The following is a 24262-nucleotide window of genomic DNA, read 5'->3' on the forward strand; positions in this document are numbered from 1 at the left end:
TCCATCAACTATTATTTCTTTATTTCCCGATTTTTTAACACATTTATTGAAATTTTAATGCTAAACCTAAAATTCAATGAGCATCTCCAAATTTCCACAAATAGATTCTTTAAAAAAGATCAGAACTTTTACATTAAATACTATTGAAGGACTCAGCACTGAGCAATTCAATAAAATTCCAGAGGGATACAACAACAACATCATTTGGAATGTAGCACATATGATAGCTGCCGAACAAGGGATTTGCTACTTAAGGGCACAATTAGAAACAGTTATACCAGAACATTTTTACGCAGCTTATAAACCGGGCAGTAAACCGGCAGGCGATTTATCTGAATCACAAATTACTGAGATCAAAGCATTATTACTTAGTTCCCTTACGGTATTGGAAAAAGATTTAACGGATAATAAGTTTGAAGGCTACCTGCCATGGGCTACCCGTTATGGTGTTGAAATGAACAACATCATTGAAGCGCTGGATTTTTTACCCTTTCATGAGGGTATGCACCTGGGCTATATCATGGCATTAAAGCGGCTCTTATAAAAAGCATAAGCGTTATTTAAACTTTCCTTTTACATTAAGCAGATTAAAATATTTTGTTAAATCTAATCCTAGTGATTTTTCAAAACAAGCTTTGAGATCTGCAGGCTGAGGGTGCTTATTTTTCCAGGTATCAAAATATAATTTAAAAGCTTTATCCATTTTCTCTGTCCCTACCTGGCTTTCCAGCATATAAAGCCATACCGCTGTTTTTATATAAGATACCATTGCGTATTCCTCAGATGTCGTAAACTTATCAGACGGAGTTTCTATGGCTGATTCCATTGGTACCTCCATCATAGCGCTATAAATGCGACTTAGAAATTCATTGGCTGGCAATGCCTGCACTTCTACTGGTATATGATCTCCAAATGCAGAGTTGTAACGATATTTCTCTGCCATATAACGGTATTCGAAAAAGGTATTCAGACCCTCATCCTGCCAGGTATGTGCACGTTCATTGCTACCCAACATGCTCATAAACCAATTGTGACCAACTTCATGGGTGATCACATCATCAAGGGTTTGTATCTTTGCATCCGGACTAGTAATCAGGGTAATAGTTGGATATTCCATACCTCCGCTGGCATTGTTCTTTGGTCCTTCCACAACTTGTACTACCGGATATTCATATTCGCCAATCCAGCCACTGTACTTTCGCACCGCATCCTTTGTATAATCTATGCTGTTGTTCCACAACGTTCCTTGCTTATTGTGGTAATAATTAAAAGCGTCAATAATTTTTCCAGAAGCCAGCTTCAGCGTATCATATTGTATAACAAAACCTTTATCAGCAAACCAAGCAAAATCGGGCACATTATCTATCTTATAAGTAAGCGTCTTCATGGCATTTTTATCTTTAGGGAAGTACAAGGTGGGCGCTGCATCTCTATTTGCCACATTTTTTGCCCCTATTGCTTTGTACTGCTCCAACTCTGAGGCAGTCTGCAATACTCCAGTCGCACCAACAACATAGGTACTGGGTACCGTAATGTCAACTTTATATGATGCATACTCACTATAAAACTCACCCATATCCAGATAAGGAAATTCATGCCAGCCTGTTTTGTCAAATACCGCAGGCTTTGGATACCATTGGCATGCCATGAATTCGCCGTCAGAGAAACCAGAGCGCGAAAAATAGGAAGGCAATTTAACTTTAAAATCAGTGCTAATGGTTACAGAATCACCAGGCTTAAGTGGCTCCGGTAAGTTTACCTTAATAATATCAATGTATTGTGGATTGGGGTGCGCTTCTGTAACTGCCAGTTTCCCTCCTACTTTAAAATTCAGTCCGCTAATACTACCATACTCCACCTTTCCTAACTTTTCTTTTCTGGAAGTATCACTTAATATCTGTTGAAATAAGGCGGTAGACTTCTGCTTGTAAGCATTCGGCCAAATGTGAAACCAAATAAAATTCAGTGTTGAAGGAGAGTTATTTCTATACACAATGCGCTCGCTTCCATCCAGGGTTTTATTTTTATCATCCAGTTTTACAGCAATATCATAACTCAATCTCTGTTGCCAGTAAGCCTCCTGCGCATAGGCAGAAACACAGGTTATAGCTAATAAAAAGCATGTTAATTTAGCACGAAGTCCCATTCTCATATTCTCTTAAATTGATCCATTATAATTTAATGGATGTGGTTTTATTTACAAACATAATCACTAATAACAGAAAATAACATGAAAAAGTATTTGGTTTATCATATGCAAGGACATTATTTGTTAAATAAATAATTTGCCAAAACATTTCTAAAATGCGCTTGTTGTGAACATACATCAAAACCTAATAACAATGGAAAATACAAGCGTAAATCAAGAAATCCTTAATGACCTAATTCAAATCAACAATGATAGAGTTGTTGGTTATCAAAAAGCAATTGATGAATTAAAGGTAGAAGATAACGATCTGAAATCAATATTCGTAGAGATGATTGGCCAAAGCCATACACATAAAGCTGCATTGGCTCAGGAAGTTCAAGTATTGGGTGCAGATGCCGATTCCAGCACTACAACATCTGGAAAAATTTACAGAGCATGGATGGATCTTAAAGCAGTATTTACAGGTCACGACAGAGAAACTGTTTTGAACAACTGTGAGTTCGGCGAAGATGCCGCACAAAAAGCCTATAAGATGGCCTTGGAAACTGAAGGATTATCTGCCGATTTACGGTCGCTAATTACAGAGCAAAAAGCTGATCTTAGAACATCACATGATCAAATCAAAGCATTAAGAGATGAGGTTGCCAATTAAAAAGTAATTGATTTTAACAGAAAAGCCTGGCCATAAGCCGGGCTTTCCGTTTTTATTCCGTAAATTGTATCAACATAAATGAACTCACCATGAAAGCAAATCTTCTAAAACTACTATTCCTGTTTTTGATTTTCACAGCCCCCTCTTGCAGTAATACCAAATTGGTGAGTTCCTTTGTTGCTCCTCAAGCTACCATCAAAAAAAACAATAAGCTATTGGTAATTGCCATGATGGGCGATAAGGATAAGAAGCTAAGAGAAAACATGGAAAAAATCATGGTACAAACACTTCGTGCACAAGGAATAGATGCGGGATCTTCTATTGCACAGTTCGGAGTTGATGCCTTTGCCAATATGGACGAAAAGACCTTATTGCAAAAACTAAAAGACCATAATTTCGATGGCACATTTACTATCGCTTTGCTAGATAAAACAAAAGAAACAAACTACAGACCAGGGTATATCGGACTTGCGCCAAACCCCTATCGCTTTTGGGGATACTACCACAATATGTATGCAAGGGTATACAGACCTGGATATTACACCGATAAAAACCAATTCATTTTAGAAGGAAGTGTATTTAATTTAAACTCAGATCAGCTACTATATTCTGCTCAAACTAAAACAGTAGATCCAGATAGTCCGCAGCAATTGGCAAGTATATTTACGAAGACAGTATTGGCTGACATGGCCCGCAAGGGAATATTCAGCAATTAACTTATCCACGAAACATCTGCTCTATAGCCATATTTTTTAGAGAGAAAAAGGCACTCAGTAGACGAAAGCAGGCTATCTGATGAGGTAGAGGCAAACAAACTTGCCGCAGCAGCACAAACCCCTAAAACGAGACACTTCTCAATCGGTTGGTCGTCATGTACGCCCATTAACACTCCTGCAGCAAAAGCATCACCAGCACCAACAGCGCCAACTATCAGTTCTTCCGGCACTTTAACACTTGGTTGAAAGACAGTCTTCCCCCGTTTGCTTACTGCAATTGCACCAGCTGGAAAATGGACAATTACCCATTCATTCACACCCATTTCTAAAATACGTTCTGCTGCCCTACGGCAACTGTCTACCAACAGATCTCCAGATACGCTAGTATCCATACCCGTAATCATGGCCGCCTCAAACTCATTCACAAAAAGGTAATCAATATACTTCAATGCAGGTGGTATCAGCTTGCTAAACCTATCAGAGTTTTCACTAACTACATCCACAGAGGTGATAAATTCTGCTTCTTTTGCCCGTTTAAGCACTCTTGCTGCCCTTGTTAGCCCACTAGATTCCAGTACATCCAGCTTATCCAATAACAGCAGATAACCAAGATGAAAAACTTTAGCATTGGATATAGAAAAATCGAAATGATCAATATCAAGCAATGCGTTTGCACCTCGCTGATAGAAAAAGGTTCTTTTACCGGTCGCTTTAACAGTCATCACATCCGTGTAAGAGGTATAGGCCGACAAAATTTTTCTAATCTGTGTAGTGTCTATTCCAAGTTCTGCACACTCATTAATAATGTAATCTCCGCGCTCATCATCTCCTACCAATCCCAAGCCACTCAGTGGGAAATCTGCTTTAAGTTTTACCAGTCCTTTTAAAATATTATAGGCTGAGCCGCCATTACTGATGCATTCAGAATAAATGCTGACCAACGTTTCTTCTTCCGGAAAAGCATCTATAATTTTTACCTGGTCTATAATCCAGTTTCCACCCACCAATATGCCGTTTCTCATTCTTTAATCTTCGCTTAGCAGCTTTACAATCCGTAATTCATCTTCAATAATATCGGTATACCGTCCAATTTGTTTATTGGAGAAAAAGTTATCGTTAACATCATCATTAGCGGTCGATACCTCTCCTATAATACACTCGGCAGACTGGGCATAGAATTCATGCCAAATACCCGGCTCTATGGTCACCCTATTGCCAGATTGTAAAGTAATCTTTTCACCAGAGGTGATCAGGCAATTCTGTCCATTAATTTTTACGTTAAATCTTCCAAAAGTCTTTTTAACTTCAGGGTCAAAAGCCCAAAGCTGCACAATCATTGTTCCCGCGCGGCAAATAATATCTTCCTTTTTCTTCTCATGCGTATGTATTGGTGTAACCTGGTTTTTTATGGCGTACATTACTTTTTCACAATATTCCTCCTCTTCAGCCAAATTAACCAACACCAATCCGCAACTATTAAACCTTCCCAACCCAAAGTCAGTTACGTCCCATCTGGGGTTAGGTGGCAATGCCCAACTGTTCTTTTTAAAAAAGCTGCTGGCATCACCTATCACTTTATTAATTTCAGACCTTTTCATACGCTTTCAATTTGGTTATAAGGTATTCGTTCAACGCTATTATTTTTATGAGAGGTAAGGGCTGCATGGAATAATGCGTGACTATCAACTGCTTCCTGCGGCGTTACGCATCCAAATTTATTACCCAAAGCACCCTCCCGCTCTGCAAAATAAGCAGCAAGCATCTGCATAAAACAGTCCGCAAAGCCCGGCTCAAAAATCCCCCCAGTTATAGTGGGGAAAACCACCCCTTTAAAACCAAGATCAGTTCGCTGCCACAATTGCGATCCATTATTAATATGAAAAGTCCAAAGCGCCTTCGTATCCTTTGTACTGTATTTAACACCACCTTCAGTCCCCATCACTTCAATAAACCAGGTATTGGTCTCTCCTGGCGCAATCCGTTTCATCTCCAACGTCATAGGCACCTGCTTTCCCTCAATGATTGTTTGGGTACTTAAAGTTGCATTGTTCCAAGTATCGCAAACAGCAACACCGCCTTTCCCATCAGGTCTTTCCGTTATAATCTTTTGTAACTGCGCATAAACCTGATAGGGTTTCCAACCCAACCTCAATGGAATATGCAAAACATGCATACCCAAATCTCCCATAACCCCTATCTCACCACAAAACTTATTCTGCCGCTTCCAGTTAATAGGCTTAGACTTATCCAGGTCGCTGGAGTGTAAAAAGCCTGCCTTTATCTCTATAATTTCTCCCAGTCTTCCAGATAAAACTTCAGAAATAACATGTTGCGGACCAGGCAAAAAAGGCATTTCAGAACTACACCTCACAAACCTACCAAGCCTTATTGCAGCTTTTCGAATTTCTTCTGCAGCATCAAAATCTATCCCGAATGGCTTTTCTGCCAATAAATCCTTACCAGCTTCCAATACCTCAATATAATAATCTTTATGCAAATTATGCGGTAATGCCACATATACCACTTCCACATCAGCACTAGCTAAAAGCTCCTTATAATCAGCAGTTAACAACTTAACAGTCGGCACATTACGGTACCAATCCAGCACCTGTACATTTAAGTCGCAAACCGCCTTTAGTTCCACAGCAACAGGAAAATCATTCAGCGCAAACCAACGCCCAAAAGCACTTGCTGCCTCCTTGCCCATTAGTCCGCCACCTATAATGCCTACTTTTATTATTTTCATTATTTATATCTGGTATCTTTCTTTAATCATTAAATGTACTTAAGCGCGGCTTCGGCAGTTGCACCATCATGTACAATGGCCATCAAAGCCTTAGTCATCCCTGCCGGATTATGGTGCTGTATTACATTTCTGCCATACACTATGCCTTTTACCCCCTGCTGCATTAATCCGTACGTTCTTTCCAATATCTCCTTATCCCCTGCCTTTCCACCGCCTCTTACCAACACCGGGATATTACCCGCTATTTCTACCACACGATGGTAATCGTTCACATCATTGGTCGGATCAGCCTTTATAATATCAGCTCCAAGCTCCACCCCCTGTCTTACCAGGGGGATAATCTTATTGGGATCACCATCTACCATATAACCACCTGCTGTACTATTGGCCTGAAAAACCAATGGCTCAATCATTAGCGGCATGCAATACTGATCACACAAGGGCTTTATTTTAAGAATATTCTGAATACACTGGTCCATTACCTCAGGCTCATCAGGTATGCTAAACAAGTTGACCACAACACAAGTTGCATCTAGTCTAAGCGCCTGCTCAACCGGATTTTCAATCATCCTGCTAAACAACTTTGATGGCAAATCTTTACCATAAACATTGGCAACATCTGTACGCAGCACCAATGATGGTTTCTCCCTACCCGGTATGGATTGCAGGTATTGAGCCTGGCCCACTGTAAGCTGTATCGCATCAGGAGCAGCAGCTACCAAAGTTTGCACGGCGTGTTGTATGTTCTCAATTCCACTAAGAAAAGCATATTCATTAAAAAAACCATGATCAATAGCAACATCAAAACAATTACCAGAGCGACTATTGAAAAGTCTGTTTAATTTATAAGATTTCATAACCAAATATAGAGGTTGCACTTGTATACACAAGCAGAAACCTGCCGAAATATTTTATATTTGTTAACCGATATAAATAAACCCTCATGCTCAGAAAAGAAACTATCCCCCTATATAAGAAAGTAATAGACGACCTAAAGACTGCAATTGACAAAGGATTTTACAAAAAGGGGACGCTTCTCCCATCAGAAAACGAACTGTGTAAAACCTACTCTACAACCCGCGTAACCATCAGGCAAGCCTTATCCGGACTCATCAATATGGGGTATATTACCACAAGGCATGGAAAAGGAAGTATTGTTACCGAGCCTAAAAAAGGACTTGGAATCCTTTCCTTTGCTGGCGTAACAGCAGGAGTTGGAGATCATAATCTTCACACACAAATCCTACAGCCACAGACTAAAAAACAATGGCCATTGGATTTCTTTTATGAACTGAATAAAGTTGAATTGACAAAAGGCTGCATCTACTTTACCAGGCTCCGTCAAATAGATGGCATACCTGTGCTGTACGAAGAAACCTACATCACTAACATTAATTTACCAAGGTTTACTTCAAGGAAATTAGAAAATGTGTCCCTATTTAAAACCATAAAAGACCACTACAATATTGACATTGTAACAGGAGAGCAAAAAATATGGGCCGTTAACGGCGATAAGACCATTAGCAAGCACCTCAATATTAAAGCTACACAACCTATGATTCACATGAAAAGAAGGTTGCAGACCAATACAAAGGACCTCAATATCTATTCTTCCCTTTATTGTAATACGCAAGAGTACTTCTTACAAGATTTTTTCTGATATTTTTGATACTTTTGCGGCAATGAAGTTAAAAAAACTGCTATTCTCCCTGCTGCTTACCTTGTTGTTTGCAACCGTTTCCTTTGCACAAACAAGTAGCGTTGAGTTAAAAAAGAAAAAGCAACAACTACAGCGTGAAATAGATCAGCTGCAAATGAACGCCAATAAGGCGGCTAACAATAAGAAACTTACCCAAAAGCAAATTAACGACCTCAATGCCAAAATAGGCCTGATGCAGGAGAAGATTGAAGTGATCAATGCAGAAGTGAGGACGCTGGATAGCCAGATCCATCAAAATAAAAATACCGTTAATAACCTACAGGGGCAACTGGGCCAGCTTAAAAAGGAATACGCAAGTATGATCCGTTTTGCGCAAAAAAACCAGAACTCCTATACCAAGATGATGTTCGTATTTGCAGCAAGGGATTTCCATCAGGCTTATATGCGAATGAAATACCTGCAGCAGTTTGGTGCATACCGTAAAAAACAGGCCGGCTTTATTGAAGGAAAAGAAAAAGACCTGAAGTATAAGATTGTGGTTTTGGATAAAAACCTGAAGGAAAAAAGCAGCCTGATGCAAGAACAGCAATCAGAAAAAAGCAAACTCGGCCAAAACAAGGAAGAGCAGGCAAAAGCACTTAATAAATTCAGCTCCCAAGAAAAACAATACCAAGCCGGAATTGCAGAACGCAGAAAGAAGCAAACTGCTCTTGATCGTGAAATCAGGGCTGCAATTTTACGTGATATTGCCATTGCCAGAAAGAAAGCAGAAGCAGCAGCACGTGCAGAGCTGGCCCGTAAAAAGGCCGCAGAAGAAAAAGCGCGACTGGCAAGAGCTAAAATAAGGGCCGAAGAGATTGCAAAAGCGAAAGCAGCCAACAAACCTGTTCCGCCACCACCGCCAGCACCAGAAAAAGCTGCTGAACCGGAAAAAACCACATCAAGCGCGACCTACCTCAACTCCAACCCGGTACTTACCAAGCTCTCCTCAGATTTTGAGCGCAACAAGGGATCGTTACCCAGACCAGTTAGCGGGAGGACTACTGAAGGTTTTGGAAAGCACAATGAAGGTCAGGCTATTTACTACAACGATGGTATTAATATAGAGCCAGAAGAAAATGCCTCAGTACATGCTGTATTTGAAGGCGTGGTTAGATCAGTAAAAAACCCCTATGGCAAGTATTACATTCTGATAAACCATGGTGCCTACTATACCGTTTACCATAATCTTAAATCTGTAAACGTGTCTGTTGGAGACAAAGTAAGTACCAACCAGGTAATCGGTGTGGTGGCAAATTCAGAAGGAAAACCGCATTTGCAGTTCCAGATCTGGAAGGGAGAAAAGGCCCAGAATCCAGAAGGCTGGATTAGGTAAGGATATATTAGGTTAATCTTTGGGTTCCCAAAGCTCAATAATGTTTCCTTCTGGATCAAGGATATGGATAAATTTACCATAGTCATATTCAGAAATCTCATCAATAATGGTTACTGCTTCCTTTTTCAATTCGGCTATTAGTTCTACAAGATTTTCCACCCGATAGTTAATCATGAAGGGCTTAGTTGATGGGTTAAAATGTTTTGTATCCTGAGGAAACGTACACCATGAAGTAGATCCTGTTTTAGTGGGGTCATCAGCTTGTCGCCACTCAAACGTTGCACCGTACTCACTAGTGGGTATACCAAGATTTTTGGCGTACCATTCGTTCATGTCTTTCGGATTATCACATTTAAAAAATACGCCACCAATGCCAGTTACTTTTTTCATAGTTAAACCTCCAATACTTTATCAATTTCAATCATAATTTCACTCGTGCGTTTTAAAGCCACAATTATTTTCTGGTAGTGCAAAATATCATCAAACTCTAAAACTCTTCCTTTTCGGTCTTTTAACCATTTTTGAGCGGGTTGATAACCGCCTATATAAAAACTCCAGGCAACTTGTGGCACATTATCAAAATATTGAGTTTCATTAATGTAAACCTTGCCGTCATTGTAAAGAGGCTTAATTACTTCGTTAGTTCCATCTATCGGATATTGAGTAATATACTTTTCAGTTTCTTCACTTTCCAGTAAATGAAGTTTACGTAATTGACTACCCAAATCAACCAAATCATAAAAATATTTTGGATTTGTTGGATATGGCACCCTAGGGAAATCTATTTTTAAAAACTCTTTGTATTTCTCCCTGTAAGATGGACTGTGCAAAACTGCATAAATATAATCCAATAGATCTATCGGATGGAATTGATTCGTTTCTACAGTCGCTCCTTCTGGGTTTTCTTCTGCTGAAAAATGTAACCATGCACTTTCTGCAATTTTATTGACGATTTCCATATTTAGATTTGGAATTCGTTCGGGTTGGTTATCTATTGCGGTTTGGTTGTTGGTTTCATTATAGAGATAAAGAGGGAAAATTGACGTTAAAAATCTATCACTCAATCTTGCATCTGCTAAGTTATTGGTAATAAAAATTCCACTAAAATCCCTTTCTTTATTGATTCTTATTGAAGTTAACGCAATATTTCTTCCATTGATTAAATGCTTCATTAAACTATTTCGACTTCTTTCTATGAGTTTCGTATCGTAATAAATATAGTGGTCATCAAAAGGTCTGTATGATATTTTTTTCAGAAGAGAACTATTTAATTCAATACTATAATGATTAGCTATTTTTTTTAATAATTTTTCACAATCATCATCTATTAATACCTTATCATTTGCAGTCACAATTCCGGCATTATTTAATATAAAAAGTTTATTGATGCTAAAACCAACATTATACGATTCCTGTTGGGAAAAATTTTTATGTACAAAATAAAAATTAGGAGCGATATTAGGCAATTCTTTAAATAATATTGTTTTGATTGAATTATTCATTAAATAATTATATTTAATCTCCCTTTTACCGAATAAATCAAAATGAAACACCTTACCTAATTCTTCTAATTTCTTGCTTCCTGTCTTTATACAAATATTAATCGATACACCTTGTTCAATATCAAATACGTTAACATCAGGTGTTCCGTCGGGTGACACTTCTTTCTTTTTGCTGTTTCCATGCAAATCAATAGTATAAATCTTGTCGTATGTTTTTAATAAGTTCCAGCGCATACCTCGAAATGTAGGATTATCCAAAAAGCCATGAGGGTTAATAAAAGCTAGAACCCCACTTCCATTTTTTTCGATAAAGTGCTGCCCAAAACGCATAAATTTTACATAATCATCATTTATCCATTTTGGATTACGTTCTTTTAATTTCTCTTTACCGCCTGGTTCTTTCTTATAATCTTCCATCAACTGCATAATCCAGTCACTTTTATTGGAGCTCTCACCACTATAAGGTGGATTTCCCATAATTACCATTACAGGGGTTTCACGTTTAATGGCGTTTGCTTGGTCTGCTTCATCACTTAGCCATGAACTAAAAAGCGTTCCGGTATCCGGGTGTGCTTCTTCTAAACTATTAGTTAGGAATATTCTAAAGCGTTGATCGCTTGTGGCTTTATATCCCGTTTCTGTTAATAGCATATCCATTTTTAGATGCGCCATTGCATAACTCGCCATTAATAATTCAAAACCATTCAAACGTGGTATTAAATGTTGGTTTACATAATTGCTCCAAATACCCTGTTGCCCTTCAAATTTTTTATAGATATGCTTTACTACTTCGGCCAAAAATGTCCCTGTACCTGTTGCGGGGTCTAAAATTTGTACTTTATGCACTTCATGTTCAACTTCGACTTCTTTTAGTTTAGAACGTTTGTCAGTTGTAGCTTTGGTAACGGTTTTAGTTTTAACTTTTATTTTGCTGGTATCTGCTAAACCCGCTGGAAGATTAAATTCTGTTTTAAGAATGTCATCAACCGCACGAACAATAAAATTTACTACTGGTTGCGGTGTGTACCATACCCCTCTGGCTTTACGTAAAGCGGGATTATAACTTGCTAAAAAAGTTTCGTAAAAATGTACTACAGGATCTTCCTGTTTTGTGCCTTTCCCAAAATTTTTCATAATTACAGCTACATCGGTAGCTAAAAAAATATTTACCAATTCATCTACCATCCAAACCAAACGATCATCTAAATCTGGACCAGCAACTTCATGAAATAATTTTCTTAAAAATGGATTACTTTTTGGGATAAGCTCTGCCGCCTCTTGGCGACTAAAATTTTCTAAGGATGGATCATGATAGCGGGCAGCGAACATGCCATAAGCAATGGTTTGAGAATAGATATCTGCAAAAGCAGAGTTGGTAATATCATGAATTAACATTTGCTTAAAAGAGAGCATCTGCTTTTTTAAGCTTGTTTGGGTATCGGTCTCATCATCATGATTTAGAGATCTTTCAATCACATCGGCCATCAGCTTTGCTTTTCCTGCCATCATTTCTGCCAATTTAGTCGGACTTTTAATTGACTGTGAAATGGTAAGCGCAAAGTTTTTGATCAGGTTTTCAAAAGATTCGTAATTTTCAGGTATGCCAACGATGTTACCATTTTCAATTTTAGCGATTGCTACTGTTGTGCTCAGAACTCCATCCCTATAAAAATGGAAATCCATGTAATCTGTAAAAATAAGATTGCTTAAACCAGCCCTGTACCTGTCGAATTGTTCCTTTAAGGTCTTACTTTTTAAGTCAACACCAATATCTTTTGCTTCGATGTAGCCAACTGGTATATCCTTTTTGGTCAGTACATAGTCTGGTGCTCCACATTTAACCCTTGCAGGTTCATTTATAATTAATATATCTGGTAGAATTGCAGATAACATAGATCTTAAATCACCCCTATAAGCGTGTTCCCTACTTATTCCTGTTAGATGTAGTTGATTGAGATTATTAATATAGGATGGAATGGTCATTTCCAATATTAACAATTTAAATTGATGTTTAAAAACCGGAAAACGGAACTTAAGACTAACCTGTTATCCTGGAAAAAGAAAGACAAAAAATGAATAAAAAAATTGCACGTACTTTCTTTAGCATTCTGAACTAAGGTAATGCATTGATAACATTTAAATTTTTAATACGCGGGATTCAAATCACAAATCAGTCGTCGCAGGTGTGTTTTACCATCGTTTTATATGGCTGGCACACGGATTGGGGTTCTAAAGGAAGCACATAAGGGTTGAATAGGACTTTACCTCCTTCTCAAGTCCTATCTAAGTCCTATGTAACTCCTATCAAAGTCCTATTCCTATGCCATCCATATAAGAGCCTTGTAAGAAAAGTGTAAGAGCCATTATTTTCCTAAAATAGCTATTCGAGCTAAAAATTCAATTTGATATTGACTGTACCTGCAAATTCTATAATCCTATTCAAAATATACAACAGCTGAATAGGTAGTCTCTAAGCTCTTATAAAGATTGAATTGTTCCTAAACGAAAATAACCTGTTTTTCTTCGGATCTGTAGCGCATCAGGTTATGGCTTTGTTCCAGACTCAGTAACACTTTGCTTAGGTCTTGGTTGGGGCTCGCTTGGGAAAAGGTACCTTTTAACAACGAATTCCCAACCAAGACCTAACTGAAACCTTATCTAGCCCAAAGCGAAACCACTTCCTGCCCATAATTAGTTAAAACGAAAGACAGGAGAGTATTTGTTTTTGTTAACCGGAACACAATTCCAATCTGCTACATTGGAAGCATGGTTGGGTTTGTATTACTCGACAAAAGACTGGAGAGCTTAATCAATGAATACGTGCTATAATTATCTTCTTAATTATTTCTAAAATTTATATATTGTTCTTTGTAGACATATATTTTACTTATATTGATGCATATTAAGTAGCAAATTGTTTTTGTCAAGCATCAGTTACATGTTCATTATCGTGTAATTAGAAAAACGGCCGGGGAGATTAGTTTCCCCGGTTCTTAAAAAATTAGAATGAAAATGAAATATTTATACATTATTTTCCTTGCAACTATATCAGTTGCCTCTTTTGGACAGCAGGTGCCTGTAAGCCTTCCAATTCTTAAGTTCATTGTCAAAAATCAAAAGGGTAGTAAGGTCCGACTCAGTGCAGGTAATTTTTACGGGCCCGGGAGGTTTAAGACTGATTCAGCTGTAATAAAATCAGATAATGATACGCTCTTTCTTAAAGGGTTGCTTTCAAATGACGAGGGTTGGTATAATCTATTAGTCGATAGCACACATATTTTCAATCCCATTCTTATCAAGAATCAGGTAGCGGAACTACATTTTGATAGACGAAATATGCCAAATCCTTATAACGAGGCCCTCCTTTATAAAAATTCACCAGCAAGTGTAGATTTCAATTCAGTTTTACCTGGCAGTAAAAAATGGCTACGCAGAAGGTACATATTAAAACATTTGCCAAGTGATAGTTTATCGTTACGAAGTACCCAAAAAGAGATAGATTCTTTATCGAACTTAATTGCGACCTATTACATTGATGTAATTACAAAGACATCAAGTACTGCTACAGTTTGGAGTACCTTACAGTTTTTGCAAATGGAAGAAACAATGAAACCTTATGATGAGCTACTCGATTTTCTTAGAAAGAAATTTCCGACATCAGAATTAGTTAGCGCCAAAATCAAGTGGTTTAACGAATTTAAATTCACTAGTAATGAAATAAAAATCAGCATTTTGCAAAATGGCTTAATCGCTCCTGATCTTTCTTTGACAACGACTACAGGGGAAAGTATCAAATTAAGTTCGTTCAAAGGCACCTATGTTTTACTTGATTTTTGGGCATCCTGGTGTAAGCCATGCAGACAAGAATCTCCTTTCCTAAGGGAAGCCTATAAGAAATTTAAAGACAAAAAATTTAAGGTAGTTCAAGTGTCAATCGACAAGCCTGAGGATCTAGAGAAATGGAGGGCTGCTATAAAAGACGATAATGTTGGAGAATTGGTTCAAACTCATGTTGACCGAAATCAGCAGGTATATAAACAATATAAAATTGAAAGTATACCGACAAACTATCTTTTGTCTCCAAATGGAAAAATAATAGCATCCAATTTGAGGGGAGAACAACTAAACCTAAAGTTGACAGAGGTATTTTTTAAGTCCAAATGAAAGTTTAACTCAGCACTTATTAAAGCATCGGCTTCGCTTTCGGTAAACATTACTGGTGGTTTCTGTAACCTTCCATTAAATAATAGCCTTTTCCGTCTTCTGTCAGAATAGGAACATCTGCTTGTTCTAATGCTTTTATATCTCTGTAAATTGTCCTGTTACTTACTGAAAATTTATTCGCTAATTCCGAAGCCGTCAAAAGTCGTTTCGTTTGCAAAATTGTCAAAATTGCAATTAGTCGCGAAAGTCGTTTAGTATCGTTATTGTCGTCCATTTTTTTCTAACTATTCAGGTTTGTACGGTCGCTGGTAGCATTACGCCTAACAGTAAGGGATTGGTGAAGGTGGTGATTTACACCACAAATGTGCCCTCGAAGCACTGAACTGCCACTTTTTCCAAATCGGTGTTGTTGCTGCCGTTTCTAGGTAATCAGTAAATAGTGATTATATATTCTGTCCGAAAGTCAGCAGATTATTATCTGGGTCAAGCAAGGCAAATTCCCTTTGTCCCCAAGGCTTTGTCTCTAATGCTCCATTCGGGTGTATGTTTATTTTGTTGTCCAACAATGATTGATACAAATTGTCAATGTCGTTGGTTCGGATATAGACCCCTGAATAGTTTTCTTTAGAGTCAATTTCTTTAAATATAAAAAAGTGGATTTCTATGCTGTCTTTTTCAACCATCAAATAGTCGTCATAGTTCGAACTTCCAACATTTTCAAATCCTAACTTGTTTACATAAAAATCTTTTGTTACGGTCTTGTTCCGCATTGGCAATTTTGGGTTTACGTTTGTCAGCATATCGTTCTTTGTCTTAAAAAGATAAAATCTTTGAGATTAATTAAATTCAGTTGTTTTCTATTCTTGTCGTCGGTTATACTATCGCTTTACACGGTTGCAGCCAACGGTTGTTTATACGAAACCAATATATGGGAAATTTCGCAAAGACATCTCTAGCAAAGCGTAGCCAGCAGCCAATATCTAAAAATAAAACACTACTAATCTGCACGGCAATTTGCTGACTGTATTAAACTTAATATCTTACACTTGAGCCTCGCTAACTGGTACCCTGTTCAACCGGAATCCTGGTGCGAGTTATAGTTTTATTGAAAGCTCTAAATGACCACCTAAGCCAAGTTCAACAATTTTCTGTAATGTCGAAATACGAATCTCTTTGAGGTCATTTTCAACTTTTGAAATATAACCTTTATTAGTTCCGCATTTCTCGGCCAATTGTTCTTGAGTAAGTCCTTTCTCAAGTCGAGCTTGCTGGATTAAAAAACCAAGTTTAAATGCTTCATAACCTTTTTCAAACTTATCTCGTTTGTTTGTTCCTTTTTTTCCATGCTGTTCGTCAACGAACTGGTCAAGTGTTTTTAAATTACCTTTGTGTTCCATATTGATTTTTTATTTTTAAAGCTTTTTCAATTTCAGCCTTCGGTGTCTTTCGAGTCTTTTTCTGAAACCCGTTTGCTAAAACAATAAGTTTACCATCATCAAAGAAACAAAAGATGCGGAAGACAGCCCTCAATTTCAGAAATGAAATTATCAGCTGTGTCCTTAAGAAATATATTTTTTATCCAGTCAAACATATAGTAATTTTTTGAATAATTGAACAAACAATAACGCTACATATTTGTTACATGTAAAACTATAACTATGAAAAATATACAGAAAATAAAAACAGCGATGGTACTAGTAGCACTCATCACTTTGCCTTTTTTAATTCAGGCTCAAGAAATTAGGATCGAAGGTGGCAATGTAAAAGTTAAAACTGCAGGCACCGTTATCGAAGCAAAAAATGGTAATGTTGGTGTAAGCACAGGATCTTCTTCCAAAGCAACTAAAAATCAAGTTAAAGTTGGAGTAAAAAACATTGTGGGTAATGACATAAAACAACAAATGGTGTGTAATGGTGGTGATGTTGTAATTACAGGTAATGATAATGCTATTGTAATTATTGGCTATTTAAATAGCTTAAAAATTACTGGCAGTGACAACAATGTTAGGGTAGAAAAAGTTACTTCGATAAAAACATTTGGAAATGATAATCAAATAACATACAAAACTAGTCCTAACAAAAATGGACTTGCTGTAGTGAGTACTACAGGATCTGATAACGAAATATCCAAGCAATAATTAGTTATTAAACTATTACTTAGGGTCTGCTGAAAAACTCAACTTCCTGAAGTTTTAAACATGTTGCAGGGCAGAGTAAACTGAACTGTTTAAATATCACTCCTTCCTGGCTGGAGGCTGAAGGAGTCTCCAGCCAGGAAGGTATAAAAATCTAGACCCTTTCCTATCGCAAGTGTTTCGGTTTAAGATTCTGCTTCGCACTTTCTACAATTTCGTTAATTCGTTTTTGTCGAGTTTCTGGTCGTTTGGCAAGGACAATCCAGCCCAGCATCATTTTTCTTGCTGATTTACTCAAACTTAGAAAATAGTCTTTGGAGCCACTGTGTTCGTTGAAAGATTTTTCTAAGTCGTTCGGGATTACCAGTTCTTCAACTTCGTCCAAAATTGTCCACGATTTGTTTTCTTTTGCGGTTTCAACACTTTCGTAACCTGCTTTTGTCATTCTTTCGCTGTCAATAAGTTGTTGAATTTTTTCTTTATTGATTTTTGACCAGTTGCTTTTAGGTTTACGTTTGCTAAAAAACTGCATAAACGAAGCATCGTCAATTGTTTTTTTCGTGCTGTCAATCCAACCGAAGCAAAGTGCTTCATCAACCGCTTCACTCCATCTTATCGAAGGGATATTAGACTTTTTTGTGTTATAAACAAGCCAAACAGATTGTTTGGACTGATGGTTTTTTTCCAACCATTGTCTCCAATCTGTTCGGCTTTGAGGGCAATATGTTTCTACGTCCTTATTAGGCATTTTGGAGTTCTAACCATTTTAAAATTGATTGTGTAGTTTCCTCTGGCTTTTCTTGTTGAATCCAATGACCACAATCCAGATTAACAATATCCAAATTAGGAACACTATTTTTTAGGTTTTCAGACTTTGGAATCGTGTCCTGTTCACCATATATCATAAGAGTCGGCTGATGAATGATGGGGGTTACCTGCGCCATTAAGTGCCAGTTTCTATCTAGGTTTCTGTACCAATTTATACTTCCCGTAAAGCCTGATGATTCGAAGGCAGAAACAAACACAGACAGTTCGTTGTCTTCCATTAAGGGTTCCCCAAGTGGTTTTTCTGCTCTTGCAAGATTTATCATTAGCATTCCTGGCTCTGGTGGTGTGGGAGGTAAGTTTTTGCGGAATATGTTACGGAGGAACTGGGATGCGTTTTTATTCATTATAGCATCTGCTACTCCTGCTTGTCGATTGAAGTGAACAAAATAGAAGTCTCCTCCAAATATTGCTTCCATAAACTCAATCCATGGCTTTTCTCCACGCTCTTGATAAGGCAAAGCCAAGTTTATTATTTTATTTACCCGTTTAGGATGCAATAGTGCCAAACTCCAAACGACATTTGCACCCCAATCGTGACCAACAAAAGTGGCATTTTCATATCCAAAGTAATCGAGTAGTGCGACTAGGTCACCTGTTAAGTGCTCAATGTCGTATTCAGTTACTTCGGTCGGACTGGACGAGTTACCATAACCTCTCTGGTTTGGAAGGATGACATGATAGCCAGCTGCAACAAGCGCTGGTACCTGATGACGCCAAGAAAAAGCATGTTCTGGAAAGCCGTGACAGAGTACAATAGGTTTTCCTGCATTTTGTTTACCTGCTTCAAAGACTTCCAGTTCCACACCGTTGACTGAAATAAGAGTGGGTTTAGGGAAATTGACTGAGTTAACCATTGAATTAATTTCGTTTGTCATTTTTATTCTTTTAAAGATTAATTAATGATGCAAACTTATACCTGCCAAGTGACAGCTCTATGTCAGGGGTTAAAAATAAATTAGTGATATTTCTCAAAATACTCTTGCAAGGTCATTTTGTGAGGTTCAAATTTGTCGGTAAGTATTTCTAATTTATTAATTCTGTCCAAACGAAAAAAACGAAATTCTCTTCTTAATCGACAATAGGCAACCAACAACCAATTTTCAGTGCTTAATAACGCAAATGGTTCAATGTGTCGGGTTGTGGTTTTTATTTGTTCGCTGGTGTATTCAATTTTTGCTATACGAAAATTTGTCAGCGCAAATTGTAAGTCAGATAAATTACTACTATTTCTTTCCAGATGGTTATTTTGGTCAAATCGTGTTCTTTCTGAAAGTAAGTTAGCTTTCTCTTGTATGTTGTATTTCAAAACCGATTTTATTTTTTCAACGGCTTCGGTATAATCTTTAATGAATGAAGTGTCTTTATTTTTGAGAACTAATTGTTCTGCTGTAATTAATGCATTTGCTTGTGCTTCTGTAAACATTACAGGCGGAATTCTGTAACCTTCCATTAATGAATATCCTTTTCCTTCTTCCGTAAGGATTGGAACACCTGCTTGTTCCAAAGTTCTTATGTCTCGATAAATTGTTCTGACACTCACATTGAATTTTTCAGCAAGTGTTGTTGCTGTCAAAAGACGTTTTGTTTGTAACTGTGTTAATATTGCAGTCAGTCGTGAAAGTCGTTTAATGTCATTCTCGTTCATGTTTATTTGGCTGTTAGTGTTTGAAGGGTACTTGTGGCATTATGGCTAACAATTGCTTTTACCAAAAAGATTCGCAAAGACATTTCCATAGGCGTATTTCGTTTTTTCTATCTCAACCATTGACAATTTGAGTTTTACTATTTTAAACATCGATGTATAGCGAAAAATAAATGATCTCCTGTTTGCTCCGAAAGCGTACTACATGGCGCGGTTTGATTTGTGGCTGCTTCATAGTAATTTTTTATGAAGCAAATTTATAAAACCCAGGAAGTTCATGTCAATATGTGCCGTATTGTTAGCTTACCCTTTACCAAACCAGTGTTGTCTGTATAAAACGATTGTTACAGCAATTAGACAAATCAAATTGTTGATTAGTCCGCTTAGAAGTTTTATGATAAATGGTCTGTTCACTGTCGTCTTTTAAAATGGCTTATAACGTTTTGCAGCTACCCGAAGGGCGGGATTTTTACCACTAAACTTCATTCGGAGAACTGAACTTTCGGCTACCACAAAACTGTCTGCGGAGCGCTGAACCGCCACTTTTGCCAAACGCCTGTTACCAGCTGCCCTTCTGTCTGTAACGTGAATTCCGCTCATTTTTTCGCAGTCATTTTAGTTGCCGAAACAAGTTTGAGTGAGTTGATGTAGTCCGTGTCAAACTCAATAACTCTGATGTCGCCAGTTTTAAATTTCATTTGTCCTTCCCATTTTCCTTTTGGGTTTAGGTCGTCCATTACAAGTTCTTTCTTGTCTATTGATTTTAATCGTCCTAAATAACAAGCTGTTTCTGATTTTGTATAAACTTGAAAAATGCCAAAATTGTCAGTTAGATATTTTAGAATTGTTTCAAGTTCAGTCAGAGGAATAATGTCTTTGTCAGTCGGTTGAAGTCCTTTTAAGTTGATAATTTTTTCTCTCCATTTTTCGTACGTGTCTCTGCGAAAACCTTCAATGTTTTTGTGTCGGAAAATAATGTAACCGTCAATTATGTAATCAACAGGATTATATTTCATTAAAGTCCAGTCGTCATTATAGTCAACAACATAACCATAAATGGGTGTTTTTCTGTCCGTGAATTTCACAGAAACTAATTGTCCGATATGTTTTTTCTTCTTCACTTACGTTGTCGTTTTGTAGTCTGTTAGGGTTGCTGGTAACGTTTACAGGTTTATATTGTGCCCGATTAAAAAGCACAACAGAACAAGAACCACGTCGCCCGGGCATAATTTAAACCTGATGTTACCAGATGTGCTTCTTTGTCAGACGAGCTTAGCACACCGTGTCAACTTTGTTTTTTCTAAGTCAAACTGGTCGGCAAACCAATCTGTTAAAACTGCTTCTACTTCCTTTTTATTGAATGTCTTGGGGTTTCGCCTAGATTTTATATAATTCTCTCGAGTCATTTTTTCTGCAAGTTGACCCAATGTTGTTAAGTCGATTTCTTTACCTACTTTATTTGCAAGCCAAAGTCCAATTACAGAAATAGAAAATCCTGAAGCACCAATCTTCCAATTGAAAAATACGCTTATAATTGAAGCAATTAAAATAAAAATTAATGAACCGTTTATTGAATGTCTAGGTCGTAAAATATTAAGTTTGAAACCCAAATGCTTTTCTAATTCCTTAACTTTTGAAATTCGAGTAGGTCTTGGTAAAATTTGAATTATTAAAGTCGTAGTCGTAAGGTCTGTTAGATTGAAAGATAATTCGGTCGCAATAGACTGGCGAAGTTTATAAAATGCCTGTTGAGTTGTACAATCTTCCGAGTTCTCTAGTTCAATTTTATTAGCAATACAGTCACAAAGTTCTCCGAAGGTTGTAACGTGTGAAAATTCAGTAGGTGCAAATTTGATGTCAAATGATTTTTCAACCTGTAAAAGCAGTTCGTCGATGTCGTATGAGTCGATATTGTTAAGCTGATGGTCATTCATTTTAGCATTTCTGGTAACAGTTGTTTATACGAAACCAATATATGGAGAATTTCTCAAAGACATCTCTATAGAGGCATTTCGTTTTTACATGCTAGCAATACAATTAAATCATATAAGCACTATGCTGGTTTATTTCTCGCACCTTTTGATGGTTACTCATTCTTAAAAGAAGTGGCCGTACCGGCTGTAGAATCTTTTACGAATACTGATATTCAAATCGTTCAGGAATTACCTAGTCATGAAATATTAAAACGACTATGTTTTCCACAGGGATCTTGTAGCACCTATAGCACCCTTAGAGGTACTATGGTGCGGAAAGGGGTACCTTTAGTGCTACAAGATACCTAGTAGCCTGCACGAAGCGTGCTAGAAACTACGTAGACGCCCATTGAAATAGTAGAGCGTAAATTATTAGCTCTAAAACAAGCAAAAAGTGGTGTGTAAAATCAGTAATTGTAGAGCTGTTAAAATCATATTTAACATGCTGTAAATCAACGAGTTTAATTAGTTAAAATCTCGTAATTTATTTGGAAATCTCGACTATTTTTCTTACATTTGCAGGTATAATTATACGAGCTTTGATAAGCCACAATTATATTGATCTTTCGGTTAAATCCGGTCGATTTATAAGCATCGGGAACGCCTCCGCCATCGCTGATCAGCAAAAATTAATAGGCAAGCGTTCCGGCTTCAATTTTTAATAAATCGATATTTAGATTTAAACTGCCAGCTGTGATAGCCGGCAGCAGATGTTCTTTGACGTATTAAAAGCCATTAGGGCTTTACTGATGCAAGCCGCCATTTTTAAATAGGTCGTATGCGGTTTGGTAATTGGATTTTGCCGCATTTATAACTCCTGGCGATAATGGACTTGGTTTTTGCTCGTTGCTTTGCTTGTTGTAAATGAATGTCTCTACTTTTTGTTGTGGACCCAATATCACCAGGCTATCCTTTTTTAAATAGGCCAGCTTTTGGTAGGTTCCCAATACTGCTCTTGGCTCGTAACCTGGTTCAAGTACATCTTTTCCGTAAAGACTGCTTTGATAGTTCCAGCCCAGCAGACCAAACAGTGTTGGATAAAGATCTATCTGTGAGCATATTTGATCTATAACCTTTGGTTTGTTGCCTGGAAGATTAATAACAATACAAGGAATGTGGTACTTCGAAATATCAATCTCATTTTTACCAGCACTACTGGCACAGTGGTCTGCTACAATGATAACCACCGTGTTTTTATACCATGGTCTGGTCTTTAGTTGTTCCAGAAAATGATGAATGGCATAGTCCGTGTATTTTACCGCAGCTTCCCTGTTTCCTTCCTTCCTGTCAATTTTTCCTTCGGGGAAGGTGAAAGGCCGGTGATTAGAAGTAGTCATTACAAAATTATAAAAGGGCCTTCCTGCTTTAGATTCTATATCCGCACCTTTTAAAACGGCATCGAATAAGTCGCCATCACTTATTCCCCATGCGTTCTCAAAATGTACTTGGGCATCAGCTATGATGGTTCTTTTGGTTTTATAGCTATCGTCTATCTTTAAATTCCTGCCTCGATCTGTGATGTCGAAGCCATTGCTGCCGAAATATTCGTTCATGTTATCAAAATACCCATCGCCCCCGTAAAAAAAAGTTCTGCTGTAACCTGCTTTTTGAAAAATATAGCCTACAGTGCTTAAATTTTGGTTGTCTGGCCGCCTTACGATACTGCTTCCTGGTGTCGGTGGTATGGAAAGTGTAAGGGCTTCCATCCCTCTTACCGTCCGCGTACCTGTTGCATACATATTGGTAAACAACAAATTATGGTCTGCAATGGAATCTAATTTCGGCATCAACTGTTCGGTATTACCAAAGTGAGCCAGGAAATCAGCACTTAAGCTTTCCACTGTAATCATGATCACATTTGGCTTATAAGCTACTCCTGTACCAACAATATTTCTACGGATTCCTGATGTGCTCACATAAGTGCTGTTTGGCTGCTTCAACTCTTCCCTAATCAGTTGATATGCCTGTTCTTTAGGTAACAAGGAGTAAAAATCGTAATAGTTAAGTTCGTTGTTTTTAAAGGCCGAGAAAAAAGAATAAATGCCTGCTTTTGAAAGTTCATTTTGATACCGGTTCCTGCTGGACTCTGCGTCAGAATTGCTTAACAGCAAAGGATAAGTAATGGTAATTGCCAGCAGCACTCCAGAAATAAGGAACCTGGAATAGGCTGGCGACTGAGGCTGAAAGGCCGACTGAAATACTTTCATCTTTTTTAAGGCCCAGATCACTACTATTACCATCAGCAGAACCCCGCCTATGAGTAATGGCAGTGGGTATGACTCGTTAATGTTATTGACTACTTCGTAAGTATAGATCAGGTAGTCTACCGCTATAAAATTAAATCGGCTTTCAAATTCCTGCCAGAAGGTGATCTCTGCAAAAAAGGAGAAAAAGGTAATGAGTAGCGTTAGAAACAGGCCGCCGTAGGTAATTATTTTATTTGCTTTGGAGCCAAGCCACTTTTCTGGCAAGATCATCAAGTAAATATTGTAGAGAAATGCGATCATTAAACCCGTGCCAATATCATAAATAAGACCAAGGATGTACAGCTTCCCGATCCCAAAAAAAGTGAAATCTGCTTTAGATAAGGAAGAAATCAGCAAGGCTGTGCGGATCAGAAATGAGGCGCTTACAAAAACAATTAAGTAGGCGAATAGAACAGCATACCTGCTCTTTAATATTCGTTTATGCATATGTGGTGTAAAGGCGTAAATATACTT

The 24262-nt window shown here is 37.6% G+C and carries 25 protein-coding genes; 7 read left to right on the forward strand and 18 right to left on the reverse strand.

Annotation, left to right across the window (positions count from 1 at the left end; translation table 11 throughout):
* The first annotated feature begins 76 nt into the window (after positions 1-76).
* Positions 77-544: a DinB family protein gene (locus ACVWYN_RS09775; RefSeq protein ID WP_457288669.1), complete on the forward strand. Its 468-nt coding sequence runs from the start codon at positions 77-79 to the stop codon at positions 542-544.
* 12 nt (positions 545-556) lie between these two features.
* On the opposite strand, the gene ACVWYN_RS09780 is transcribed toward ACVWYN_RS09775, so the two are convergent.
* Positions 557-2152, reverse strand: a complete 1596-nt coding sequence (locus ACVWYN_RS09780; protein ID WP_457288670.1) for a M1 family metallopeptidase — start codon at positions 2150-2152, stop codon at positions 557-559.
* Positions 2153-2342: 190 nt separating this feature from the next.
* On the opposite strand from ACVWYN_RS09780, the gene ACVWYN_RS09785 reads away from it, so the two are divergent.
* Together ACVWYN_RS09785 and ACVWYN_RS09790 are read left to right on the forward strand one after the other, a co-directional pair.
* The gene (locus ACVWYN_RS09785) at positions 2343-2801 is read left to right on the forward strand and encodes a ferritin-like domain-containing protein (RefSeq protein ID WP_457288671.1); all 459 of its coding nucleotides are present in this window, start codon (positions 2343-2345) and stop codon (positions 2799-2801) included.
* An 89-nt stretch (positions 2802-2890) separates the two neighbouring features.
* The gene (locus tag ACVWYN_RS09790; protein ID WP_457288672.1) at positions 2891-3517 is read left to right on the forward strand and encodes a hypothetical protein; all 627 of its coding nucleotides are present in this window, start codon (positions 2891-2893) and stop codon (positions 3515-3517) included.
* Here ACVWYN_RS09790 and ACVWYN_RS09795 read toward each other — a convergent pair.
* The 4 genes from ACVWYN_RS09795 to ACVWYN_RS09810 are packed head-to-tail and all read right to left on the reverse strand — an operon-like array spanning position 3514 to position 7120.
* Positions 3514-4539, reverse strand: coding sequence for a carbohydrate kinase family protein (locus ACVWYN_RS09795; protein ID WP_457288673.1), 1026 nt, complete (start codon positions 4537-4539; stop codon positions 3514-3516). The genes ACVWYN_RS09790 and ACVWYN_RS09795 overlap by 4 nt on opposite strands.
* 3 nt (positions 4540-4542) lie before the next feature.
* Positions 4543-5115, reverse strand: a complete 573-nt coding sequence (locus ACVWYN_RS09800) for a D-lyxose/D-mannose family sugar isomerase (RefSeq protein ID WP_457288674.1) — start codon at positions 5113-5115, stop codon at positions 4543-4545.
* Complete coding sequence (locus tag ACVWYN_RS09805; protein ID WP_457288675.1) at positions 5112-6263, reverse strand: Gfo/Idh/MocA family protein; 1152 nt, start codon at positions 6261-6263, stop codon at positions 5112-5114. Before ACVWYN_RS09805 ends, ACVWYN_RS09800 begins: the two co-directional genes overlap by 4 nt.
* A 29-nt stretch (positions 6264-6292) precedes the next feature.
* On the reverse strand, positions 6293-7120 hold the full coding sequence (locus tag ACVWYN_RS09810; protein WP_457288676.1) for a class I fructose-bisphosphate aldolase: 828 nt from the start codon (positions 7118-7120) through the stop codon (positions 6293-6295).
* Positions 7121-7206: 86 nt separating this feature from the next.
* On the opposite strand from ACVWYN_RS09810, the gene ACVWYN_RS09815 reads away from it, so the two are divergent.
* Together ACVWYN_RS09815 and ACVWYN_RS09820 are read left to right on the forward strand one after the other, a co-directional pair.
* Complete coding sequence (locus ACVWYN_RS09815; protein ID WP_457288677.1) at positions 7207-7923, forward strand: GntR family transcriptional regulator; 717 nt, start codon at positions 7207-7209, stop codon at positions 7921-7923.
* A 22-nt stretch (positions 7924-7945) separates the two neighbouring features.
* Positions 7946-9298 carry a murein hydrolase activator EnvC family protein gene (locus ACVWYN_RS09820; protein WP_457288678.1) on the forward strand — a complete coding sequence of 451 codons (1353 nt, stop codon included), beginning with the start codon at positions 7946-7948 and terminating at the stop codon, positions 9296-9298.
* 12 nt (positions 9299-9310) lie between these two features.
* Here ACVWYN_RS09820 and ACVWYN_RS09825 read toward each other — a convergent pair whose 3' ends face one another.
* Together ACVWYN_RS09825 and ACVWYN_RS09830 are read right to left on the reverse strand one after the other, a co-directional pair.
* Positions 9311-9688, reverse strand: a complete 378-nt coding sequence (locus ACVWYN_RS09825; protein WP_457288679.1) for a VOC family protein — start codon at positions 9686-9688, stop codon at positions 9311-9313.
* Between the two features lie 2 nt (positions 9689-9690).
* Positions 9691-12783, reverse strand: coding sequence for a type ISP restriction/modification enzyme (locus ACVWYN_RS09830; RefSeq protein ID WP_457288914.1), 3093 nt, complete (start codon positions 12781-12783; stop codon positions 9691-9693).
* 1029 nt (positions 12784-13812) lie between these two features.
* Here ACVWYN_RS09830 and ACVWYN_RS09835 point away from each other — a divergent pair.
* On the forward strand, positions 13813-14964 hold the full coding sequence (locus ACVWYN_RS09835; protein ID WP_457288680.1) for a peroxiredoxin family protein: 1152 nt from the start codon (positions 13813-13815) through the stop codon (positions 14962-14964).
* A gap of 49 nt (positions 14965-15013) precedes the next feature.
* Here ACVWYN_RS09835 and ACVWYN_RS09840 read toward each other — a convergent pair whose 3' ends face one another.
* From ACVWYN_RS09840 to ACVWYN_RS09855, 4 genes are all read right to left on the reverse strand, one after another.
* Entirely contained in the window at positions 15014-15238 is a 225-nt protein-coding gene (locus tag ACVWYN_RS09840) for a helix-turn-helix transcriptional regulator (RefSeq protein ID WP_457288681.1), read from the reverse strand.
* 169 nt (positions 15239-15407) lie between these two features.
* A complete protein-coding gene (locus tag ACVWYN_RS09845) occupies positions 15408-15764 on the reverse strand; it encodes a bleomycin resistance protein (protein WP_457288682.1) in 357 nt (118 codons plus the stop codon).
* Positions 15765-16058: 294 nt separating this feature from the next.
* Complete coding sequence (locus ACVWYN_RS09850) at positions 16059-16361, reverse strand: helix-turn-helix domain-containing protein (protein WP_457288683.1); 303 nt, start codon at positions 16359-16361, stop codon at positions 16059-16061.
* Entirely contained in the window at positions 16345-16494 is a 150-nt protein-coding gene (locus ACVWYN_RS09855) for a type II toxin-antitoxin system RelE/ParE family toxin (RefSeq protein ID WP_457288684.1), read from the reverse strand. The genes ACVWYN_RS09850 and ACVWYN_RS09855 overlap by 17 nt, the downstream gene beginning before the upstream one ends.
* A 128-nt stretch (positions 16495-16622) precedes the next feature.
* Here ACVWYN_RS09855 and ACVWYN_RS09860 point away from each other — a divergent pair, with 128 nt between their 5' ends.
* On the forward strand, positions 16623-17102 hold the full coding sequence (locus ACVWYN_RS09860; RefSeq protein WP_457288685.1) for a DUF3060 domain-containing protein: 480 nt from the start codon (positions 16623-16625) through the stop codon (positions 17100-17102).
* Positions 17103-17265: 163 nt separating this feature from the next.
* Here ACVWYN_RS09860 and ACVWYN_RS09865 read toward each other — a convergent pair whose 3' ends face one another.
* The 7 genes from ACVWYN_RS09865 to ACVWYN_RS09895 all read right to left on the reverse strand — a co-directional run bounded on the left by ACVWYN_RS09865 (position 17266) and on the right by ACVWYN_RS09895 (position 24235).
* On the reverse strand, positions 17266-17847 hold the full coding sequence (locus tag ACVWYN_RS09865; RefSeq protein ID WP_457288686.1) for a YdeI/OmpD-associated family protein: 582 nt from the start codon (positions 17845-17847) through the stop codon (positions 17266-17268).
* The gene (locus ACVWYN_RS09870; RefSeq protein WP_457288687.1) at positions 17840-18802 is read right to left on the reverse strand and encodes an alpha/beta fold hydrolase; all 963 of its coding nucleotides are present in this window, start codon (positions 18800-18802) and stop codon (positions 17840-17842) included. Before ACVWYN_RS09870 ends, ACVWYN_RS09865 begins: the two co-directional genes overlap by 8 nt.
* 80 nt (positions 18803-18882) lie before the next feature.
* Positions 18883-19572 (reverse strand): helix-turn-helix transcriptional regulator, encoded by a 690-nt coding sequence (locus ACVWYN_RS09875; RefSeq protein WP_457288688.1) that lies wholly within the window; start codon positions 19570-19572, stop codon positions 18883-18885.
* Between the two features lie 420 nt (positions 19573-19992).
* Positions 19993-20169 (reverse strand): hypothetical protein, encoded by a 177-nt coding sequence (locus ACVWYN_RS09880; protein WP_457288689.1) that lies wholly within the window; start codon positions 20167-20169, stop codon positions 19993-19995.
* Positions 20166-20654 (reverse strand): hypothetical protein, encoded by a 489-nt coding sequence (locus ACVWYN_RS09885; protein ID WP_457288690.1) that lies wholly within the window; start codon positions 20652-20654, stop codon positions 20166-20168. Before ACVWYN_RS09885 ends, ACVWYN_RS09880 begins: the two co-directional genes overlap by 4 nt.
* 177 nt (positions 20655-20831) lie before the next feature.
* Entirely contained in the window at positions 20832-21503 is a 672-nt protein-coding gene (locus ACVWYN_RS09890) for an acyl carrier protein (RefSeq protein WP_457288691.1), read from the reverse strand.
* Positions 21504-22285: 782 nt separating this feature from the next.
* Positions 22286-24235, reverse strand: a complete 1950-nt coding sequence (locus ACVWYN_RS09895) for an LTA synthase family protein (RefSeq protein WP_457288692.1) — start codon at positions 24233-24235, stop codon at positions 22286-22288.
* Between the last annotated feature and the right edge of the window lie 27 nt (positions 24236-24262).

It is taken from the genome of Pedobacter sp. UYP24 (assembly GCF_054057295.1).

What these genes read in the sequence shown, in the direction of transcription:
- ACVWYN_RS09775 (WP_457288669.1), top strand. Translation starts at nt 77, where the DNA reads ATGAGCATCTCCAAATTTCCACAAATAGATTCTTTAAAAAAGATCAGA.
- ACVWYN_RS09780 (WP_457288670.1), bottom strand. Translation starts at nt 2,152, where the DNA reads ATGAGAATGGGACTTCGTGCTAAATTAACATGCTTTTTATTAGCTATA.
- ACVWYN_RS09785 (WP_457288671.1), top strand. Translation starts at nt 2,343, where the DNA reads ATGGAAAATACAAGCGTAAATCAAGAAATCCTTAATGACCTAATTCAA.
- ACVWYN_RS09790 (WP_457288672.1), top strand. Translation starts at nt 2,891, where the DNA reads ATGAAAGCAAATCTTCTAAAACTACTATTCCTGTTTTTGATTTTCACA.
- ACVWYN_RS09795 (WP_457288673.1), bottom strand. Translation starts at nt 4,539, where the DNA reads ATGAGAAACGGCATATTGGTGGGTGGAAACTGGATTATAGACCAGGTA.
- ACVWYN_RS09800 (WP_457288674.1), bottom strand. Translation starts at nt 5,115, where the DNA reads ATGAAAAGGTCTGAAATTAATAAAGTGATAGGTGATGCCAGCAGCTTT.
- ACVWYN_RS09805 (WP_457288675.1), bottom strand. Translation starts at nt 6,263, where the DNA reads ATGAAAATAATAAAAGTAGGCATTATAGGTGGCGGACTAATGGGCAAG.
- ACVWYN_RS09810 (WP_457288676.1), bottom strand. Translation starts at nt 7,120, where the DNA reads ATGAAATCTTATAAATTAAACAGACTTTTCAATAGTCGCTCTGGTAAT.
- ACVWYN_RS09815 (WP_457288677.1), top strand. Translation starts at nt 7,207, where the DNA reads ATGCTCAGAAAAGAAACTATCCCCCTATATAAGAAAGTAATAGACGAC.
- ACVWYN_RS09820 (WP_457288678.1), top strand. Translation starts at nt 7,946, where the DNA reads ATGAAGTTAAAAAAACTGCTATTCTCCCTGCTGCTTACCTTGTTGTTT.
- ACVWYN_RS09825 (WP_457288679.1), bottom strand. Translation starts at nt 9,688, where the DNA reads ATGAAAAAAGTAACTGGCATTGGTGGCGTATTTTTTAAATGTGATAAT.
- ACVWYN_RS09830 (WP_457288914.1), bottom strand. Translation starts at nt 12,783, where the DNA reads ATGACCATTCCATCCTATATTAATAATCTCAATCAACTACATCTAACA.
- ACVWYN_RS09835 (WP_457288680.1), top strand. Translation starts at nt 13,813, where the DNA reads ATGAAATATTTATACATTATTTTCCTTGCAACTATATCAGTTGCCTCT.
- ACVWYN_RS09840 (WP_457288681.1), bottom strand. Translation starts at nt 15,238, where the DNA reads ATGGACGACAATAACGATACTAAACGACTTTCGCGACTAATTGCAATT.
- ACVWYN_RS09845 (WP_457288682.1), bottom strand. Translation starts at nt 15,764, where the DNA reads ATGCTGACAAACGTAAACCCAAAATTGCCAATGCGGAACAAGACCGTA.
- ACVWYN_RS09850 (WP_457288683.1), bottom strand. Translation starts at nt 16,361, where the DNA reads ATGGAACACAAAGGTAATTTAAAAACACTTGACCAGTTCGTTGACGAA.
- ACVWYN_RS09860 (WP_457288685.1), top strand. Translation starts at nt 16,623, where the DNA reads ATGAAAAATATACAGAAAATAAAAACAGCGATGGTACTAGTAGCACTC.
- ACVWYN_RS09865 (WP_457288686.1), bottom strand. Translation starts at nt 17,847, where the DNA reads ATGCCTAATAAGGACGTAGAAACATATTGCCCTCAAAGCCGAACAGAT.
- ACVWYN_RS09870 (WP_457288687.1), bottom strand. Translation starts at nt 18,802, where the DNA reads ATGACAAACGAAATTAATTCAATGGTTAACTCAGTCAATTTCCCTAAA.
- ACVWYN_RS09875 (WP_457288688.1), bottom strand. Translation starts at nt 19,572, where the DNA reads ATGAACGAGAATGACATTAAACGACTTTCACGACTGACTGCAATATTA.
- ACVWYN_RS09880 (WP_457288689.1), bottom strand. Translation starts at nt 20,169, where the DNA reads ATGAGCGGAATTCACGTTACAGACAGAAGGGCAGCTGGTAACAGGCGT.
- ACVWYN_RS09890 (WP_457288691.1), bottom strand. Translation starts at nt 21,503, where the DNA reads ATGAATGACCATCAGCTTAACAATATCGACTCATACGACATCGACGAA.
- ACVWYN_RS09895 (WP_457288692.1), bottom strand. Translation starts at nt 24,235, where the DNA reads ATGCATAAACGAATATTAAAGAGCAGGTATGCTGTTCTATTCGCCTAC.